This is a genomic window from Lysobacter arenosi, from assembly GCF_016613475.2.
In the GTDB taxonomy this organism is placed as follows: domain Bacteria; phylum Pseudomonadota; class Gammaproteobacteria; order Xanthomonadales; family Xanthomonadaceae; genus Lysobacter_J; species Lysobacter_J arenosi.
Map to the genome: position 1 here is coordinate 2,050,196 of NZ_CP071517.1, position 18,467 is coordinate 2,068,662.

At 67.5% G+C, this 18,467-nt stretch carries 18 protein-coding genes and 1 pseudogene; 2 read left to right on the top strand and 17 right to left on the bottom strand.

Features of this window, described 5'->3' with window-relative positions:
• Window positions 1–9: 9 nt before the first annotated feature.
• From pal to aspS, 15 genes and pseudogenes are all read right to left on the bottom strand, one after another.
• Window positions 10–524 (bottom strand): annotated as a pseudogene (pal, locus tag HIV01_RS09585) (peptidoglycan-associated lipoprotein Pal).
• A 114-nt stretch (window positions 525–638) separates the two neighbouring features.
• A complete protein-coding gene (tolB, locus tag HIV01_RS09590) occupies window positions 639–1,955 on the bottom strand; it encodes a Tol-Pal system beta propeller repeat protein TolB (RefSeq protein WP_200606705.1) in 1,317 nt (438 codons plus the stop codon).
• 122 nt (window positions 1,956–2,077) lie between these two features.
• On the bottom strand, window positions 2,078–3,034 hold the full coding sequence (locus tag HIV01_RS09595) for a cell envelope integrity TolA family protein (RefSeq protein ID WP_200606707.1): 957 nt from the start codon (window positions 3,032–3,034) through the stop codon (window positions 2,078–2,080).
• Window positions 3,034–3,486, bottom strand: coding sequence for a protein TolR (tolR, locus tag HIV01_RS09600; protein WP_200606709.1), 453 nt, complete (start codon window positions 3,484–3,486; stop codon window positions 3,034–3,036). Before tolR ends, HIV01_RS09595 begins: the two co-directional genes overlap by 1 nt.
• A gap of 89 nt (window positions 3,487–3,575) precedes the next feature.
• Window positions 3,576–4,367 (bottom strand): protein TolQ, encoded by a 792-nt coding sequence (gene tolQ, locus HIV01_RS09605; protein ID WP_200606711.1) that lies wholly within the window; start codon window positions 4,365–4,367, stop codon window positions 3,576–3,578.
• A gap of 84 nt (window positions 4,368–4,451) precedes the next feature.
• On the bottom strand, window positions 4,452–4,874 hold the full coding sequence (gene ybgC / locus HIV01_RS09610) for a tol-pal system-associated acyl-CoA thioesterase (protein ID WP_200606712.1): 423 nt from the start codon (window positions 4,872–4,874) through the stop codon (window positions 4,452–4,454).
• Window positions 4,864–5,907 (bottom strand): Holliday junction branch migration DNA helicase RuvB, encoded by a 1,044-nt coding sequence (gene ruvB / locus HIV01_RS09615; protein WP_245156766.1) that lies wholly within the window; start codon window positions 5,905–5,907, stop codon window positions 4,864–4,866. The genes ybgC and ruvB overlap by 11 nt, the downstream gene beginning before the upstream one ends.
• Before the next feature lie 130 nt (window positions 5,908–6,037).
• Window positions 6,038–7,957 (bottom strand): potassium transporter Kup, encoded by a 1,920-nt coding sequence (locus tag HIV01_RS09620; protein ID WP_200606714.1) that lies wholly within the window; start codon window positions 7,955–7,957, stop codon window positions 6,038–6,040.
• Window positions 7,958–7,995: 38 nt separating this feature from the next.
• On the bottom strand, window positions 7,996–8,586 hold the full coding sequence (ruvA, locus tag HIV01_RS09625) for a Holliday junction branch migration protein RuvA (RefSeq protein WP_200606715.1): 591 nt from the start codon (window positions 8,584–8,586) through the stop codon (window positions 7,996–7,998).
• Window positions 8,583–9,110: a crossover junction endodeoxyribonuclease RuvC gene (gene ruvC, locus HIV01_RS09630; protein ID WP_200606716.1), complete on the bottom strand. Its 528-nt coding sequence runs from the start codon at window positions 9,108–9,110 to the stop codon at window positions 8,583–8,585. The genes ruvA and ruvC overlap by 4 nt, the downstream gene beginning before the upstream one ends.
• 17 nt (window positions 9,111–9,127) lie before the next feature.
• Window positions 9,128–9,856, bottom strand: coding sequence for a YebC/PmpR family DNA-binding transcriptional regulator (locus HIV01_RS09635; RefSeq protein WP_200606717.1), 729 nt, complete (start codon window positions 9,854–9,856; stop codon window positions 9,128–9,130).
• Between the two features lie 67 nt (window positions 9,857–9,923).
• Complete coding sequence (locus HIV01_RS09640) at window positions 9,924–10,553, bottom strand: esterase/lipase family protein (protein ID WP_200606718.1); 630 nt, start codon at window positions 10,551–10,553, stop codon at window positions 9,924–9,926.
• 8 nt (window positions 10,554–10,561) lie between these two features.
• Entirely contained in the window at window positions 10,562–11,080 is a 519-nt protein-coding gene (locus HIV01_RS09645) for a GNAT family N-acetyltransferase (protein ID WP_200606720.1), read from the bottom strand.
• Window positions 11,081–11,082: 2 nt separating this feature from the next.
• Complete coding sequence (locus HIV01_RS09650; protein WP_425600275.1) at window positions 11,083–11,370, bottom strand: DNA primase; 288 nt, start codon at window positions 11,368–11,370, stop codon at window positions 11,083–11,085.
• A gap of 20 nt (window positions 11,371–11,390) precedes the next feature.
• A complete protein-coding gene (gene aspS / locus HIV01_RS09655; protein ID WP_200606722.1) occupies window positions 11,391–13,190 on the bottom strand; it encodes an aspartate--tRNA ligase in 1,800 nt (599 codons plus the stop codon).
• Window positions 13,191–13,408: 218 nt separating this feature from the next.
• Here aspS and HIV01_RS09660 point away from each other — a divergent pair, with 218 nt between their 5' ends.
• Window positions 13,409–14,308, top strand: coding sequence for a DUF3011 domain-containing protein (locus HIV01_RS09660; protein ID WP_200606723.1), 900 nt, complete (start codon window positions 13,409–13,411; stop codon window positions 14,306–14,308).
• 8 nt (window positions 14,309–14,316) lie between these two features.
• On the opposite strand, the gene HIV01_RS09665 is transcribed toward HIV01_RS09660, so the two are convergent.
• Window positions 14,317–14,637 carry an FmdB family zinc ribbon protein gene (locus HIV01_RS09665; RefSeq protein WP_200606724.1) on the bottom strand — a complete coding sequence of 107 codons (321 nt, stop codon included), beginning with the start codon at window positions 14,635–14,637 and terminating at the stop codon, window positions 14,317–14,319.
• A gap of 101 nt (window positions 14,638–14,738) precedes the next feature.
• The gene (locus tag HIV01_RS09670) at window positions 14,739–16,604 is read right to left on the bottom strand and encodes an ABC-F family ATP-binding cassette domain-containing protein (protein WP_200606725.1); all 1,866 of its coding nucleotides are present in this window, start codon (window positions 16,602–16,604) and stop codon (window positions 14,739–14,741) included.
• Between the two features lie 172 nt (window positions 16,605–16,776).
• Between HIV01_RS09670 and ybaL the strand changes: the two genes are divergently transcribed.
• Complete coding sequence (gene ybaL / locus HIV01_RS09675; protein ID WP_200606726.1) at window positions 16,777–18,465, top strand: YbaL family putative K(+) efflux transporter; 1,689 nt, start codon at window positions 16,777–16,779, stop codon at window positions 18,463–18,465.
• Window positions 18,466–18,467: the final 2 nt, after the last annotated feature.

Below are 18,467 nucleotides of genomic sequence, written 5' to 3' on the forward strand. Positions count from 1 at the left end.
CGCCGGATATTACTTAGCGGTGTACACGATCTCGACGCGACGGTTCTTGGCCCAGCAATCTTCGTTCGAGTCGGTGCAGACCGGACGCTCTTCGCCGTAGCTGGTGACCGTGACCTCTGGCTGCCCGAGCCGCCATTGGCCTGGACGGCCGACGACACGGCATTGCCGCGGCGCTCGCCGAGGCCGAGGTTGTACTCGCGGCTGCCGCGCTCGTCGGCATTGCCTTCGAGGGTCATGCGCGAGGACGGACGGTCACGCAGGTACTTGGCGTGGCAGCCGACGATGGCCTGGAACTCCGGACGCAGGCTGTCCTGGTCGAAGTCGAAGTAAACCACGCGCTGGCGCAGGCAGGCGTCGGTGTCGAGGTCGTTCGGGCCGTACACGCCCGAGGTGACCGGAGCTTCCGGAGCCGGGGTGGTGGTCGGCGTTTCGGCCGGCGGCGGGGTTTCCTTGACCTTCTTGGAGCAGGCCACGGCCGCGGTGCAGAGCACGGCGGTGAGCAGGATGCGAGCGGTGTTGTTCATGGTTTTCCTCGTCATTCGAGCAGGGACAGATACGGGGCAAGCGAAAGTGAAACAAGAAACGTATGCAGCTTCGCCGGTCCTGCGGATCACTCCGTCAGGAGCACTCCAACAGAATCAGCGAGGCAAGCGGAATGGCCCCCAAGCCGGCTCACGCACGTCCCCATCCGCAAGCACCAGGCGCTGGCGCACCCGGGCATCGGACGAAACGGCATAGAGCACGCCCCGGCGGCCCTCGCGCGCAGCATAAAGGATCATCGCGCCATTCGGGGCAAAGCTGGGCGACTCGTCCAGGGATCCGGGCGAAAGTGTGCTCCAGCGCGCAGACCCGAGGGTGCTGTCCATCATGGCGATGCGGTAGACATTGCCGGCGCCCTGGGCGGTGGCGATCTTCTTGCCGTCAGCCGAAATGCTGGCGCTGGCGTTGTAGCTGCCCTGGAAGGTGACGCGGGTGGCACTGCCGCCGCTGGACGGAACCGAGTAGATCTGCGGGCGGCCGCCGCGGTCGGAAGTGAAGTAGATGGTGCCGCCGTCGGCACTCCAGCTCGGCTCGGTGTCGATGCTGAAATGGTTGGTCAGCTGGGTCAGCGCCTTGCTGCCCAGGTCCATCACGTAGATCTCGGGGTTGCCGCTGCGCGACAGGGTCAGGGCCAGGCGACGGCCGTCGGGCGAGAACGACGGGGCGCCGTTGATGCCACGGAACTTGGCGATCAGCTCGCGGCTGCCGGAGGTGATGTTCTGGATGTAGATCGAGGAGTTGCCGCCCTCGAAGCTGACATAGGCCAGGCGGCCACCGTCCGGGCTCCACGACGGCGACAGCAGCGGCTCGGGCGAGCGCACCACGGTCTGCGGGTTGAAGCCGTCGGAGTCGGCGACCATCAGCGCGTACTGGGCGCCCTTGCCGGTGCCGGTCGCGGTGACATAGGCGATGCGGGTGAAGAACGCGCCGCGGATGCCGGTGATCTTTTCGTAGACCGCGTCGGACACCTGGTGGGCGACGTCACGCATCGCGTTGGCGCGGGCAGTCAGGGCGAAGCCGAGCAGGCGCTGCTGCTTGGCCACGTCGAACAGCTCGTACTCGAGGCGATAGCTGCCGGCGCCGGCATCGAGCACGCGGCCGACGACGATGAAGTCCTGGTTCAACGCGCGCCAGGTCGGGTAGTTGATCTCCCCGCCCTTGGTCGGCTTTTCGATGATGTCCTTGTCCGGCAGCGGCCGGAACTGCCCGGAGCGCGCCAGGTCGGCACTGACCACCTGGGCGACGTCGGTTTCCGGCGCTGTGCCACTGCCCTGGTAGGGCATCGGCACCACGGCGATCGGGAGGGCAGCGGCATTGCCGCCGACGATGTCGATCTCGAGCCCCTGCTGGGCGAAAGCGGCGACGGGAAGCAGCAGGGCGAGCAGCGAGGCAAGCCAGGCAACGGGTCGGTTCATCGGTGCTCCAGTAATGCGGTCATTCAGCTTTGCAATTGTTAACAGGCGCGGGGTGAACGTGGGTTCAAGCCAAGGGCGAAAACACCTCATCTTCCGCCCGTTTGAGACACTTTCTCCCCGCCTCAACGATCCTGTGCGGTGAACTTCAGGGTCAGATCGCGGGCGAACACCTTCTCGAACCCGGCATACGGCAGTGGCTGCGCCTTGCGCACGGCCGCTTCGATCGAGCGACGACCCTGCTCATCGTAGGCGCACGGCTCTGACACTTCCGCGCTCATCACCTGCCCACCGGGCAATTGCCGGATCAGCAGCGTGCAGCGCGAACCGACCGGAATCGTCTCCGGGCGGGTCCACTTGCTCAGGATCGCTTCCTGCAATGCGGCGGCATAGCGCGCCTGCAAGCCGGTATCGGCACCGTTGTTGCCCGGCGGCGGGCTGGCATCGCTGCTGCCGGCCGATTCGGCCGGCGAAGGCCGCGAGCGGACGTCGGCGATCTGGCGCAGGCGCTGCTCGGCCAGGTCGGCCTCGCGCGCGGCGGCTTCACGCTTGCGGCGGATCTCGGCCAGCTTCTGCTGGCGCTCCTGGTCCTGCTGCTCGGACAGGCGACGCTGTTTCTCGATCTGCTCCTGGCGCTCCCGCTCGGTCAGGTCGACCTGGTCCTGCTTGCGCTTGGCTTCCTGGACCTTGTCTTCCTCGGCGGCGATCGGCGTGGGCTGGTCGACCACGGCTTCCTGGTTCTCGTTGTCCGGAACCGGAATGAAATCCTGCGGCTGCGGCTGCGGCGTGGCGACCGAATCTTCCGGCCGTGGTTCCGGCAACGGTTGCGGCAGCGGCGCGGCTTCTTCCGGTTCCGGCTTGGGCAGCTCGGCCGGCTTGGGACGCTTGAGCAACGTGCGCTGCATCGCCGGCGACAATGCGTCGGCGTCGATCAGTTCAGCGGTCACGGGCGAGCCTGCCGCCGACACCGGTGCCGCAGCACGGGTCCACAGCAGACCGACGAACATCAGGGCAAACAGCAGGGCGTGCAGCCCTATCGCCTGCCAGATCGCCCGCGCGGTGTCGGCGCGCGATTCCCGCATCAGCGACCCGCCTGGCTCTGGGCCTGATCCGGTTGACTCATCAGACCGACCTTCTTCACGTTCGCGCTCTGCAACAGCACCAGCGCGTCCATCACCCTCTGGTAATTGGCCTTGGCGTCACCGGCGACGAACACGGCGACATCCGGGTTCTGCGCGACGATCGCCGACACCTTGGCCTGCAGCGCTTCGGCGGTGACCGCCTCGTTGCTGCCTGCCTTCAGGGCGAGGAAGTAATGCCCGTCGGGATCGACGCTGACGACGACCGGGTCCTTCTTTTCCTGGATCGACTTGGCATTGGACTGCGGCAGGTCGATGTCGACACCGAGATTCAACAGCGGTGCGGTGACCATGAAGATGATCAGCAGCACCAGCATCACGTCGATATAGGGAACGACGTTGATCTCGGCTTTGAGCTTGCGCTTGCGATGGCGGCGCGCGGTGATACCGGCCATGGCCTTCCTCTCGTAATCAGTGGTTCACGGCCCGAAGCGGGCCGATGAAGGTCCGCACGTGACGTGCGGGACGTTGCGAGGGAATCGCATCAGGTCTCGTCGAGGTTCGCCTGGCGCTGCAGGATCGAGGAGAACTCTTCGGAGAACGCGTCGTAGCGCACCGACATGCGTTCGACCTTGGTCGCGTAGCGGTTGTAGGCCCACACTGCCGGGATCGCGGCGAACAGGCCCATCGCCGTGGCGATCAGCGCCTCGGAGATGCCGGGGGCGACCGTGGCGATGGTCGCTTCCTTCATGTTGGCCAGGCCCTGGAACGAAATCATGATGCCCCACACCGTGCCGAACAGACCGACATACGGGCTGATCGAACCGACGTTGGCGAGGAATTCCAGGTTGTGCTCAAGCCCGTCGATCTCGCGCGAGCCGGTGGCGCGCATGGCGCGCTGGGCACCTTCGAGCTGCATGCGGCTGTCGGCGCCGCGGCGCTGGCGCAGGCGGCCGAACTCGCGGAAGCCGGCTTCGAAGATCGCTTCCAGGCCGCCGATCTCGCGGTTGCGCTCGGTGGTGCCGGCGTAGAGCTTGGACAGCTCGGCGCCGGACCAGAAGCGCTCTTCGAACTGGTCGGCCTCGCGCGCGGCGCGGTCGAGCACGCGCTTCTTGCGGAAGATGATCACCCACGATGCGATCGAACCGAACAGCAGCAACAGCATGACCAGCTGCACCGGGATGCTGGCGTGCAGCACCAGCTGCAGCAGGTTGAGACTGTTGTTGTCGACGGCTCCCGTCGACAGCGCCTGCACCGCTGTGTTGGCGGCATTGGCGGCCTCTTCCGGCAGGGGCTCCACCGCGGTGGCCTGCAGTGCTGTCAACAATGGGGTCATGCTTGGTTCTCCGTGCCCGTCACGCGGGACTGTGTGCAACTGGGGGACTGCGATCGATGAAAACGGGTGAAGCCAGAATCGGGGTTACTGCGGTTGCTCGAGCGCCTTGAGCTGGTCGTACAACGGCGGCGGGATCGGACGCGGGCGGAATCCGTCCGCATCCAGCGCCGCCACCCGCACCTGCGCGGTCAGCAGCAGGTCGCCGCCGCGCGCGATCGACTGGGTGAAAACGGCGCTGGCACGGCGGCATTCCTGCAGCCCCACCGACACCGCCAGCGCATCGTCCAGCCGTGCCGGCTTGAGGAAGTCCAGCTGCATGGCGCGCACGGCGAACACCAGCCCGTACTCGATCCGCAAAAGCTCCTGGCCATACCCCTGCGCACGCATCCACTCGGTCCGCGCGCGTTCGAGGAACGCCAGGTACTGGGCGTGGTAGACCACGCCGCCAGCGTCGGTATCTTCCCAGTAGACCCGTGTCGGCCAACTGAACGCCACATCAACCGTCACTTCCGGCCTCCTCGAAAAGCCCGCCGTTGCTGGCTTTCGGCCTCAGGCCGATGTGACGGTAGGCCTTGGGAGTGGCCATCCGGCCGCGCGCGGTGCGGATGAGGTAGCCCTGCTGGATCAGGTACGGCTCGATCACGTCCTCGAGCGTGCCGCGCTCCTCGCTCAGCGCCGCGGCCAGCGATTCGACGCCGACCGGGCCGCCGTCGAAGGATTCGATGATGATCTTGAGCATGCGCCGGTCGAGCTCGTCGAAACCCTCCGGGTCGACCTTGAGCATGGCCATCGCCGCATCGGCGACGTCGCGGGTGATGTCGCCACCGGCGCGGACCTGGGCGAAGTCGCGCACGCGGCGCAGCAGGCGATTGGCGATGCGCGGGGTGCCGCGCGAGCGGCGGGCGATTTCGGCCGCGCCTTCCGGTTCGCAGGCGATGCCGAGGATCTGCGCCGAGCGGCGCACGATCTTCGTCAGTTCCTCGGCGCTGTAGAACTCCAGGCGCTGGACGATGCCGAAGCGGTCGCGCAAAGGCGCGGTCAGCAGGCCGGCGCGAGTGGTCGCGCCGATCAGGGTGAATGGCGGCAGGTCGAGCTTGATCGAGCGGGCCGCGGGGCCCTCGCCGATCATGATGTCGATCTGGTAGTCCTCCATCGCCGGATAGAGCACTTCCTCGATCGCCGGCGAGAGAGACGATGGATCTCGTCGACGAACAGCACGTCGTGCGGCTGCAGGTTGGTCAGCAGCGCGGCCAAGGTCGCCGGCCTTCTCGATCACCGGGCCGGAGGTCTGGCGCAGGCCGACGCCGAGCTCGTTGGCGATGACGTGGCTGAGGGTGGTCTTGCCGAGGCCGGGCGGGCCGAAGATCAGGACGTGGTCGAGGGCCTCGCCGCGTGCCTTGGCGGCCTCGATGTAGATCTTCATCTGCTCGCGCACCGGCGCCTGGCCGAGGTATTCGTCCAGCCGCTTGGGCCGGATCGACGCCTCGATGGCCTCGTCCTCGCGGGTGGCGCCGGCAGCGATGATGCGGGAGTCATTCATGCCCGTATGTTCGCATGGGCAGGGGTCGCAGGCATGGCGCGCAGGGCGAAAGTCCGATCGTTCTCACATCGCGCGTGGGGCTGGGCAATCCCCGGCCCGGCGCGCGATGCCGTTCCGCAGACCTAGGCGGTCAGATCTCGACCTGCGCCCCCAGCTCCACCAGGCGGTTGCCCGGGATGCGGAAGAATCCCGTGGCCGGCGCGGCGTTGCGGTGCATGAAGGCGAACAGGCGGTCGCGCCAGATCGGCATGCCGCGGTGGCGGCTGGCCACCACGGTCTCGCGGCTGGCGAAGTAGGTGGTGTCCATCGGGTCGAAGTACGTGCCGCCGGCATCGCACGAGCGCATCAGCGCCAGCGGCACGTCGGGCACTTCCATGAAGCCGAAGCGGATCAGCACGCGGTAGAAATCGTCGCCGATGGCCTGGATCTTCAGGCGCTTGTCGCGCGGCGCGTAGGGGACGTTGAGCGTCTCCACCGTCAGGAACACGTTGCGCTCGTGCAGCACCTTGTTGTGCTTGAGGTTGTGCAGCAGCGCATGCGGCACCACGCCCTTGTCGGCGGTCATGAAGATCGCCGTGCCCGGCACGCGCACCGGCGGCGCCAGCATCAGGCCGGGCAGGAAGCTGTCGAGCGAGATGCCTTCCTTGCGCACCTCGTCATGCAGCAGCTCACGGCCGCGGCGCCAGGTGCGCAGCAGGGTGAATACGACCAGGCCCAGCAGGAGCGGGAACCAGGCGCCGTCGAAGAACTTGGCGCCGTTGGCGATGACGAAGCCGACATCGACCACGAAGAACAGCAGGCACAGCGGCAGCACCCAGGTGCGCCAGCGCGGCCACAGCGCGCGCGCGACCAGCGCCAGCAGCAGGGTGTCGATCAGCATCGTCGCCGACACCGAGATGCCGTACGCCGTGGCCAGTGCGGTCGAGCTGCGGAACATCAGCACCACCGCCAGCACCGCGATCATCAGCAGCCAGTTGATGTACGGGACATAGATCTGGCCGATGGTCGACTGCGAGGTGTGCTTGACCTGCATGCGCGGGATGTAGCCCAGCTGCATGGCCTGGCGGGCGACCGAATAGGCACCGGTGATCACGGCCTGCGAGGCGATCACCGCGGCCATCGTCGCCAGCACGATCATCGGGTACAGCGCCCACGTCGGCACGGCCTCGAAGAACGGGTTCTTGACCGCCTCCGGGTGACCGAGCACGAACGCGCCCTGCCCCAGGTAGTTCAGCATCAGGCACGGCAGCACAAGGATGTACCAGGCGTAGCGGATCGGCCGCGGACCGAAGTGGCCCATGTCGGCGTACAGCGCCTCGCCGCCGGTCACGGCCAGCACGACCACGCCCAGGATCAGCACCGAGTGCGAACCGTGCTCGACGAAGAAGCGCGCGCCCCACATCGGGTTCAGCGCCTTGAGCACTTCCGGAGCTTCGATGATGTTGTGGATGCCGATCGCCGCCAGCGCCAGGAACCAGACCGTGGTGATCGGCCCGAAGATCCGGCCGACCTTCTCGGTGCCGAAGCGCTGGGCGAAGAACACCATCACCAGGATCACGACCGCGATCGGCACGATGAACCGGTGCAGGCCGGGTGCGGCGACCTCCAGGCCCTCGACCGCGCCGAGCACGGTGATGGCCGGCGTGATCACGCTGTCGCCGAAGAACAGCGAGGCACCGAAGATTCCGAGGATGCCGATGATGTACGCCGAGCGCGAACCCTTGGCCAGGGTGCGCTGGGCCAGCGTCATCAACGCCATGATGCCGCCCTCGCCCTCGTTGTCGGCGCGCATGATGATGGTCACGTACTTCACCGTCACCACGATCATCAGCGCCCAGAACACCAGCGACAGGATGCCCAGCACCGTGTCGTGGTTGCCGATCAGCCCGAAGTGCGGCGAGAACGCTTCCTTCAGGGTGTACAGCGGGCTGGTACCGATGTCGCCGAAGACGACGCCGATGGCACCGATGACAAGGCCGCCCAGCCCCTGTTTGCCGTGGCCGTGCTGCGCGCCATTGGCGGAGGTCGAGTGGGTAGCGGGAGAGGACATGGAGTGGATTGCTCGGGGCGGCCGGGGCCGCCGTGGCGTCAACGAAGCGCGGACTTTAGCGCTTTGCGGATGATGGCGGCGGCGTCATCGCCGGCCGCGGTCGCTTCGCGCGCCATGCGCACGGCTTCGGCCGGCTTGTAGCCCAGCTGTTGCAGGGCAATGACGGCTTCGCTCTGGGGGTCGGCGGCAGCGCCGCTACCGGTCAGGGTCACGCCGGCGCCGGCCAGGTCGGCCGCGCGGTCGCGCAGCTCCACGACCATGCGCTCGGCGGTCTTCTTGCCGATGCCGGGGATGCGGGTCAGCGCGGTGATGTCGCCGGACTGGACCAGGCGCGCGAACTCGTCCACCGAAGTGCCCGAGAGCACCGCCAGGGCGATCTTGGCGCCGATGCCGGACACCCGCTGCACGTCGCGGAACAGGCGGCGCTCGCCCTCGCGCAGGAAGCCGTACAGCGAGACGCTGTCTTCCTTCTGCGCGTAATGGGTGAACAGCGCGACTTCACGGCCGAGGTCAGGCAGGTCGTAGAAGGTGCTCATCGGCGCCTCGAGCTCGTAGCCGACGCCGTTCACGTCCACCACCAGCCACGGCGGCTGCTTGTGGACGAGGATGCCTTTCAGACGACCGATCATGCGCCGCGTCTCCGCAACAGGTGGGTGGCCACGCCGGTGCGCGCGGCCGTCGCGCTCATGTGCGCGTGGGTCAATGCGACCGCCAGTGCATCGGCGGCGTCGGCCTGCAATTTGGTGTCCGGCAGGTTCAGCAACAACCGCACCATGTGCTGGACCTGGTCCTTCTCGGCCGCACCGCGACCGACCAGCGACTGCTTGATCACGCGCGGTGCGTACTCGCTGATCGGAATGCGCCTGCGCACCACCGTGGCCAATGCCGCGCCGCGGGCGTGGCCGAGCTTGAGCGCCGAGGTCGCCGACTTGGCCATGAACACGGTCTCGATCGCGACCTGCTGCGGCTGCCACTCGTCCAGCAGCGCCTCCAGCCCCTCGCACAGCAGCCCGAGCCGCGACGGGAAGTCCTCGGCATCGAGCAGGACCAGCGCGCGCGCATGGACGAAGGTGCAGCGGCCGTCGGCGGCGACGTCAATGACGCCGACACCGGTGCGCTGGGAACCGGGGTCTATCCCGAGGATTCTGATCACGTGGTCAGCTTACGCCGTCAGGCGTAGGCATCCTCGCCGAGGTCGGCATTGGAGTAGACGCTCTGGACATCGTCCATGTCCTCCAGCCAGCGCAGCAGCTTGACCACCTGCTGCGCGGTCTCGCCGCTGACGGCGATGTCGTTGTCGGCGCGCATCGTCACTTCGGCGATGTCGGCCTTGAGGCCGCCGGCTTCCATCGCCGCCTTGACGGTGGCGAAGGCGTCGGGGCTGGTGACCACGTCGATCGCGCCATCGTCGTAGACGACCACGTCGTCGGCGCCGGCATCGATCGCCAGTTCGGTGACCTGGTCTTCGCTGGCACCGGCGGCGAAGGACAGCACGCCGACCTTCCTGAACATGAAGGACACCGAGCCGTCGGTGCCGAGGTTGCCGCCGAACTTGCCGAAGGCATGGCGCACGTCGGCGACGGTGCGGACCTTGTTGTCGGTCAGGCAGTCGACGATGACGGCGACACCGCCGGGGGCATAGCCCTCGTAGCGGATCTCCTCGTAGACGACGCCTTCGAGTTCGCCGGTGGCCTTCTTGATGGCGCGTTCGATCACGTCCTTGGACATGTTCACCGACAGGCCCTTGTCGACCGCCGCACGCAGGCGCGGGTTGCCCGACGGGTCACCGCCACCGGCGCGTGCAGCGACGCCGATTTCACGAATGATCTTGGTGAAGATCTTGCCGCGCTGCGCGTCTACCGCGTTCTTGCGGGCCTCGATCGAGGGACCTCTACCCATGAACTCTTCCAGGCTGTTGCTTTGGCGAAGCGGCGATTTTACTCGATTGGGCAGGACGTGCCGCCGGTCACGATTGCCCGGCTTGGGACTCGAAGCGGCCGTTGCGCAGGAAGCCGGCGACCAGGCCGGCGACCCGGCGGGAATAGACCAGGCCGGTGTGGCTGGTATCGACCACGACGTGGTCCGCAAGGCCCGCAAGCCGGGTTTCGGCCACGGACACCGTGCCGTCGTTCTCTTCCTGGAAGCGGCCGAAGTACTTGCCCAGCCCCAGCGACGTACGGCCGGCGACCATCCCCACTTCGGCCTTGCCCGACCAGGGCGCGCAGCCCTTGCGCAGCAGGGAGGCGCTCCGGCCCAGCGTCGGCGCGGTCCAGGCGTAGCCCGCGATACCGCTGGCGGCGGCACTACCGCACAGCGGCGAGCCCAGGCAGACCACGCGCTCGACCGGGACCGCAGGGTGGCGCTCCAGTGTGGTCAGCGCGACCAGGCCACCGAGGCTGTGGGCCACCACGTGCGCGGGCGCCCGCTGCAGGTGGTCTGCCAGGCGCGGGATCGCCGCATCCGGGCCGCCGGCGACGGTGGCATAACCGAAGAACTCGGGGGCAAAGCCGGCCTCGCGCAGGCGCTGGGCCAGCCAGTGCATCGACAGGCGGGGCATCCAGAGGCCGTGGAGCAGGACGACGCGGGTGGTGGGCATGGGAGACGCTACGCCGACCGGCGCAGGATGTACTCGTGATCGCGGGTACCGCCGACGATGAAGTCGTAGTCCCCTACCCGCTCGAACCCGTAGCGCGCATAGAACCGCTGCGCGCCGAGATTCTCGCTCCAGACGCCAATCCACAACGTCCGTGGACCGTCGCGCAGCAGCCATTCCTGCGCGGTCTCGAACAAGCGCGCACCCCAGCCGCCGTTCTGGTGTTCGCGCAACACGTACAGGCGCTTGAACTCGCCATCGCCAGCGGCGACGTCGGCGTGCGGCAAGCCACAGGGGCCTGCCGCAGCATGGCCGACGGCCTTGCCATCCACTTCCAGCAGCCACACCGCATAGTCCGGGTGGCCGAGGATCACCTTCTGCTTGTCGACGGCATAGCTATCGTGCAGGAAGAACTGCAGGTCTGCCTCCGGGTACTGGTGCCCGAAGGTTTCGGTGAAGGTCTGCGCGGCCAGGGCCGACACGGTTTCCGCGTCGGCCACGGTGGCACGTCTGATGGTGACAGCCGCCACGATCAGGCTTCCTCTTCGTCCTCTTCTTCTTCGTCAGACTCTTCGTCTTCCTCGCCTTCCTCGGCGTCCTCGTCCTCTTCTTCCTCGTAGTCCTCGTCGCCGAAATCCTCACCGTCCCAGCGGAACTGGCCGTCGGCGACGAACGTCATCGACAGCTGTCCTGCGGCGGTACGCGTGCGCACCAGCCAACCGCCGAACACCTGCGCGCGCTCGGTCACCAGGCCGGCACCGGCGGCCGTACCGGCCTCGACCAGCGCTTCCCACTCGAGCTCTACAGCAACCTGATCCACATCAACTTCGGTCATTGCGATTACTTCCCTTCTTTCTTCGGACGAACTTGAATGTGCACTTCCGCCAGCTGCGCGTCCGGCACCGGCGACGGTGCGCCGGTCATCAGGCACTGCGCGGTCGTGGTCTTGGGGAAGGCGATGACGTCACGGATCGACTCGGTGCCGGCCATCAGCGCGGCGATGCGGTCGATGCCGAAGGCGATGCCGCCGTGCGGCGGCGCGCCGTACTTGAGCGCGTCGAGCAGGAAGCCGAACTTGCCTTCGGCTTCTTCCGCACCGATGCCGAGCAGCTCGAACACCGCCGACTGCATCGCCGAGTTGTGGATGCGGATCGAACCACCGCCGATCTCGTTGCCGTTGAGCACCATGTCGTAGCCACGGCTCACCGCGGTCTTGGCATTGGCGCGCAGCTCGGAGATCGAGTCGACCGCCGGCGCGGTGAACGGGTGATGCAGGGCGACGTAGCGGTTCTCCTCGTCGTCCCACTCGAACATCGGGAAGTCGGTCACCCACAGCGGTGCCCAGGTGTCGGCGACCATGCCCAGGTCCTTGCCCAGTTTCAGGCGCAGCGCGCCCATGAAATCGCTGGCCGACTTGTAGGTGGCGGCGCCGAAGAAGATCGCATCGCCGGTCTGCGCGCCGGTGGCGGACAGGATCGCCGCCAGCGTGACATCGTCGAGGAACTTGGCGATCGGCGAGTTGACGCCTTCGCGGCCCTTGCCAGCGTCCTCGACCTTCATCCACGCCAGACCCTTGGCGCCGTGCTTGGCGGCGTGCGCGCCGTAGTCGTCGATCTGCTTGCGGCTGAGCGTCGCCGCGCCCGGAACGCGCAACGCGACCACGCGGCCGTCTTCATGGTTTGCCCAGTCGGTGAAGACCTTGAACTCGCAGTTCTTCACCAGCTCGGCGATGTCGGTGAACTCCATAGCGATGCGCAGGTCCGGCTTGTCCGAACCGTAGCGACGCATCGCCTCGGCGTAGGTCATGCGCGGGAACTGCGCGGCCAGCTCGACGCCCATCACTTCGCGGAACACCGAGCGGATCATTTCCTCGGTCAGGTCCTGCACGTCGCGCTCGGACACCCACGCGAACTCCATGTCGAGCTGGGTGAACTCGAGCTGGCGATCGGCGCGCAGCGCCTCGTCGCGGAAGCAGCGCGCGATCTGGTAGTACCGGTCGAAGCCGGCCATCATCAGGATCTGCTTGAACAGCTGCGGCGACTGCGGCAATGCGTAGAACTCGCCGTGGTGCATGCGTGCCGGCACCAGGAAGTCGCGCGCGCCTTCCGGCGTGGCCTTGGTCAGGATCGGGGTTTCGATGTCCTGGAAGCCGCGCTCGTCGAGGTAACGACGCAGTGCCTGCACCAGCTTGATGCGGGTGCGCATCTTGCGCTGCATTTCCGGGGTGCGCAGGTCGAGGTAGCGGTACTGCAGGCGGATGTCCTCGCCCGGGTTCTCGTGGGCGTGGAACGGCAGCGGCTCGGCCTTGTTGAGCAGCTCGATCTTCGTTGCCACCACTTCGACCTGGCCGGTGCGGATCTTGGCGTTGACCGCTTCGCGCTTGCGCACCACGCCGGTGATGCGCAGGCAGTCTTCGTAGCCCACCTGCGCCGCCGCCGCGATCACCGCGGCATTGACCTCGCCCGCACCCAGCGCCGGATCCTGCGTCGGCTCGGCCACGATCTGGACGATGCCTTCGTGATCGCGCAGGTCGATGAAGCACAGGCCGCCGAGGTTACGGGCAACGTCGGCCCAGCCGCACAAAGTGACGGTCTGTCCGATCAGGGCCTCATCGATGAGGCCGCAAAAATGGGTACGCATGGGGGCTCCGGGGTTACACATCCGGCCAGGGCCGGAAAATTGGTATTCCGGCCAAGGCCGGAAAACTGGACTCTCCGGCCAGGGCCGGACAATTCGACACTCCGGCCTGGGCCGGAGAACACGTCATTTTAACGGCACCGGCGGGTTACTTGCCCGCGGATCGCAGCGGACGTGGCCGTTGCCGCCATTTCGACCTGATTTCCACCAAGGTGGGTCGCATGAATCGCTCGATCAAGCCGTGGTTGCTGGCGCTGTGCCTGGCGGTGCTGGCCTTCCCGGCCGCCGCCCAGCAGCGCGCCTACGCACCGGAAGACCTGCGCAGCCTGTCCTACCAGGACCAGATCCGGGTCATCAGCATGGAGTACGAGGAGCAGTCCCGTGGACGCCGGATCCCGGACGACCAGCTGCAGTTCTACCTCGACCAGGTCAACCGCTCGAACTGGCGCTTCAGCCAGATCAAGGCCGACATCGCCGAGTCGCTGGGCGGTGCGCCGCCGGCCTCCTCGGACACGGTCGTGTGCGAGAGCCACAATGGCCGCGCGCAAATCTGCCGGGTGCCGTGGAGCGGTGACTCGACGCTCGTCCGGCAGCTCTCCAGTGCGCCCTGCGTCGAAGGCCGCAGCTGGCAATCGCAGCGGGGCCAGGTCTATGTCGGCAACAACTGTTGGGGCGAATTCGCCGCGGCCGGGCCGGTGCCGCTACCGGGACCGGTGGGCCAGAGCGTGACCTGCGAAAGCTTCAACAACCAGGCAAGCATCTGCCGCGTGCCTTGGTCGGGGCCGTCGCGCCTGTTGCGGCAGTCGTCGGGCAGCCAACCCTGCATCGAAGGCCAGACCTGGCAGTCGCAGGATGGCCAGGTCTATGTCGGCCGCGGATGCCGGGCGGTGTTTGTCGCCCTCGGTGCCACGCAACCGGTCGCCCCGCTGCCAGGCACGCCGTCAGTGGTGTGCAGCAGCGTCGACGCCCGCCCCAAGGCATGCCAGTGGCCGGCCGGAACCGGCACCCCGCGATTGCAGCAGCAGCTGTCCAGCCAACCCTGCGTACAAGGCCGGACCTGGGGCTTCACCGGCAGCGCGATCTGGGTGAGCCAGGGCTGCAGCGGGCGCTTTGGCTACTGAGCCAGGCCTCAGGTCTTGCTGGGAGGGGCCGGTTCGGCCTTCTTCTCGGCAGGCTTGCTGTCGGCCGGCTTGCTTTCGGACGCTTTGCTGTCGCCGCCGCCCGAGGATGAGGATCCCTCGCCGGCCAGGTTGCGCTTCTTGTCGCCGTCCTTCTTGAAGTCGGTCTCGTACCAGCCGCCGCCGGCCAGGCGGAACTGCGGCGCGGTCAGCTGACGGCGTACGTGCGGCTCGCCGCAGACCGGGCACTGCGTGGGATCGGCCTCGGACAACTTTTGCAGGCGGTCAAAGGCGTGGCCGCAGGCGGCGCACTCGAAGGCATAGATCGGCATGGCACGACGCATTGCGGAGACAGGCCGGCATTCTGGAGGCAACTGCCCGCTTTTCAAGCACCCGATGACCGCGAGGCGACCTGGAGGGCCTCGCGGGCTGGTCAGGCGCCCTCGTACAACCCCAGCAGCGCTTCTTCCGCCTTCGCCAGCTCCGCCGCCACCTGCTCGCGACGCTTGGCCAGTTCGGCCGCATCGGTGCCGCCGCCGGCGTACTGGTCCGGATCGGCCAGATCCATGTCGAGGGTGTGCAGCTTCGATTCCAGTTCGGCCACGCGCGCTTCGGCCTGCGCCAGCTTGTGGGCGTTGGCCTTGGTTGCCTTGGCGACCGGCTTGGCCGCCACAACTGGCGCCGGCGCTGCCGCGGCCACCTTGGCCGGCACTTTGCCGTCGTTGCTGCTGTCGCGGGTGCGCAGCCACACCGCGTAGGCATCGAGATCGCCGTCGAACGGTTGCGCGACGCCGTCAGCGACGCGCCAGAACGTATCGCAGACCAGGCCGATGAGATGGCGGTCGTGGCTGACCATCACGATCGCGCCTTCGAAGATGCTCAGCGCCTCGGCCAGGGCCTCACGCATGTCGAGGTCGAGGTGGTTGGTCGGTTCGTCGAGCAGCAGCACGTTCGGCTTGCGCCAGGCGATCAGCGCCAGCGCCAGGCGCGCACGCTCGCCGCCGGAGAACACGTCGACCTTCTCGAACGCGCGGTCGCCGGGGAAGTTCCACTTGCCGAGGAAGTCACGCAACTGCTGCGTGGCCACGCCCGGCGCGATGTCGGCCAGATGGTCGATCGCGGTCGTGCCTTCACGCAGCGACTCGACCGTGTGCTGGGCGAAGTAGCCGATGCGCAGGTCGGGATGGCCGCCGCGCTCGCCGCTGAGCAGCGGCAGTTCGCCGACCAGGGTCTTCACCAGGGTCGACTTGCCGGCGCCGTTGGGACCCAGCAGTGCTACGCGGTCGCCGGCTTCGAGGATGAAGCCGATCTGGTGCAGCACGGTGTGGTCGCCGTAACCGCAATCGGCGTGGGTCACGCGCAGCAGCGCGTGCGGCAGCTTCGCCGGCGCCGGGAACTCGATCCGCAGCGCGCGCTCCACGCGCACCGCCTCGGTGTCGGCCATCTTGGCCAGGCGCTTGACCCGCGACTGCGCCTGCTTGGCCTTGGCCGCGCTGGCGCTGAAGCGGTCGATGAAGCTCTGCAGGTGGGCGCGTTCGGCCTGCACCTTCTCGTGGGTGATCTGCTGCAGGCGCAGGTGTTCGGCGCGCTGGCGCTCGAAGGCAGTGTAGTCGCCGGTGTAGAGCTTGCCCTTGCCGTCGTGCAGATGCAGCGTGTGGGTGGTGATCTCGTCGAGGAACTCGCGATCGTGAGAGATCAGCAGCAGCGTGCCCGGGTACTTGAGCAGCCACTGTTCCAGCCATAGCACCGCGTCGAGGTCGAGGTGATTGGTCGGTTCGTCGAGCAGCAGCAGGTCCGACGGCGTCATCAGCGCGCGCGCCAGGTTCAGGCGCACGCGCCAGCCGCCGGAGAATTCCTTGACGGCGCGTTCGTGCGTGTCGGGCGAGAAGCCCAGGCCGTGCAGCAGCTTGCCGGCACGCGCGGTGGCGTCGTAGCCGTTGAGTTCTTCCAGGCGGTGGTGCGCTTCGGCGACGGCCTCCCAGTCCTCGCGCTCGACCGCTTCGCGCTCGGCGACGATCGCCGCATGCACCAGCGCATCGCCGGACAACACGAAATCGAGCGCCGGTTCGTCGAGCGCCGGGGTCTCCTGGGCAACGCTGGCGATGCGCACGCGGGTCGGTACATCTATGTCGCCCTTGTCGGCTTCGACATGGCCCTGGATCGCGGCAAACAACGACGACTTGCCGGTGCCGTTGCGGCCGATCACGCCCACGCGCCAGCCGGCATGCAGGGCCAAGTCGACGTTGGACAACAGCAGGCGCTCGCCCCGGCGGAGGGCGAAATTACGGAAGGAAATCACGGGGGGACCAGAAGGAGGCTCGAAACCCCACTAGTCTAGCGGTTTGCAGGCCCTGACCCGCGATTGACACGCCTTGGCGCAATCTGGCGACCGGGCGGACCCGCTCGGGACCCGGGTTGCATCACCCGCCTCCGGCCCACATCCTGAACGGCAGACCGCAAACGGATACTCGATGCATCACACGTCCCTGATCGCAATCCTCGTGGCCGGCTTCGTGCTGGCGTTCATCTTTGGCTCGCTGGCGCAACGCCTGCGGCTGTCGCCTTTGGTGGGCTATTTGCTGGCCGGCGTGATCGCCGGACCGTTCACACCCGGATTCGTCGGCGACCAGACGCTGGCACCGCAGTTGGCAGAGATCGGCGTGATCCTGCTGATGTTCGGTGTCGGCCTGCACTTCTCGATGCGCGACCTGATGGCGGTCAAGGCGATCGCCCTGCCCGGCGCGGTCGCGCAGATCGCCCTGGCGACAGTGCTTGGCTGGGGCCTGGCAAGGTTCCTGGGCTGGTCGCACGGCGCCGGCATCGTCTTCGGCCTGTCGCTGTCGGTCGCCAGTACCGTGGTGTTGCTGCGCGCACTGGAAGAACGCCGCCTGGTGGAAACCGGACGCGGTCGCATCGCGGTGGGCTGGTTGATCGTCGAGGACCTGGCGATGGTGCTCGCGCTGGTGCTGCTGCCGGCGCTGGCGGGCGTTCTCAAGGGCGAAGCCGGCGACGCGGTGGAGGTGTGGACGGCGCTGTTCAAGACCTTCGCCAAGGTCGGCGCGTTCGTCGCGGTGATGCTGATCGTCGGTCGCCGCGTGATCCCGTGGATCCTCGAGCGCGTTGCCGGCACCGGCTCGCGCGAGTTGTTCACGCTGTGCGTGCTGGCGATCGCGCTGGGCGTGGCGTTCGGTTCGGCGGCGTTGTTCGGCGTGTCGTTCGCACTGGGTGCGTTCTTCGCCGGCATGCTGCTCAACGAATCGGAATTCAGCCACCAGGCCGCGGCCGAGACCCTGCCGCTGCGCGATGCATTCGCGGTGCTGTTCTTCGTCTCGGTCGGCATGCTGTTCGATCCGATGATCCTGCTGCAGCGTCCGGTCGAGGTGATCGCGACCTTCCTGATCATCGTCATCGGCAAGTCGTTGGCGGCCTACGCCATCGTCCGTGCCTTCGGCAAACCCAATTCGACCGCGTTGCTTATCTCGGCCAGCCTGGCGCAGATCGGCGAGTTCTCCTTCATCCTCGCCGGCCTGGGCCTGCAGCTGGATGTCCTGCCCAGCGAAGGCCAGGACCTGGTGCTGGCGGGCGCGCTGCTGTCGATCATCGTCAATCCGCTGCTGTTCGCCTGGCTGGACCGGCGCGAAGCGCGCGAGGCCGCCAACCGTGCGCCGGAGCCGGAAGAGCACATCTCGCCGCCGATCCGGCCGGGCCTGAGCAACCACGTGATCGAGATCGGCTACGGCCGCGTCGGCAGCGAACTGACCCGCCTGCTGACCGAGCGTGGCGTCGAGATCGTCGTCATCGACGACGAGGAAGACCTGGTCAACAAGGCGCGTGCGGCCGGCCTGCCGGCGATCCGCGGCAATGCCGCCAACGAGCGAGTGCTGCGCGAAGCCGCACCGGAGCGCGCGACCATGGTGATGGTGGCGATCCCGAACGCGCTGGAGGCCGGCGAGATCATCGCCAAGCTGCGCGAGATCAATCCGGCGCTGACGATCGTCGCGCGCGCGCACAGCGACATCGAGGTCAAGCACCTGCTCGAGCACGGCGCCGATGCCGCGGTACTGGCCGAGCGTGAGCTGGCCCACAGCCTGGCCGAGATGGTGATGGCGACGCCGCAATACCGTGGCGAGCGCCACCTGCCTCCGGTCGCGCCGGCCTGAAG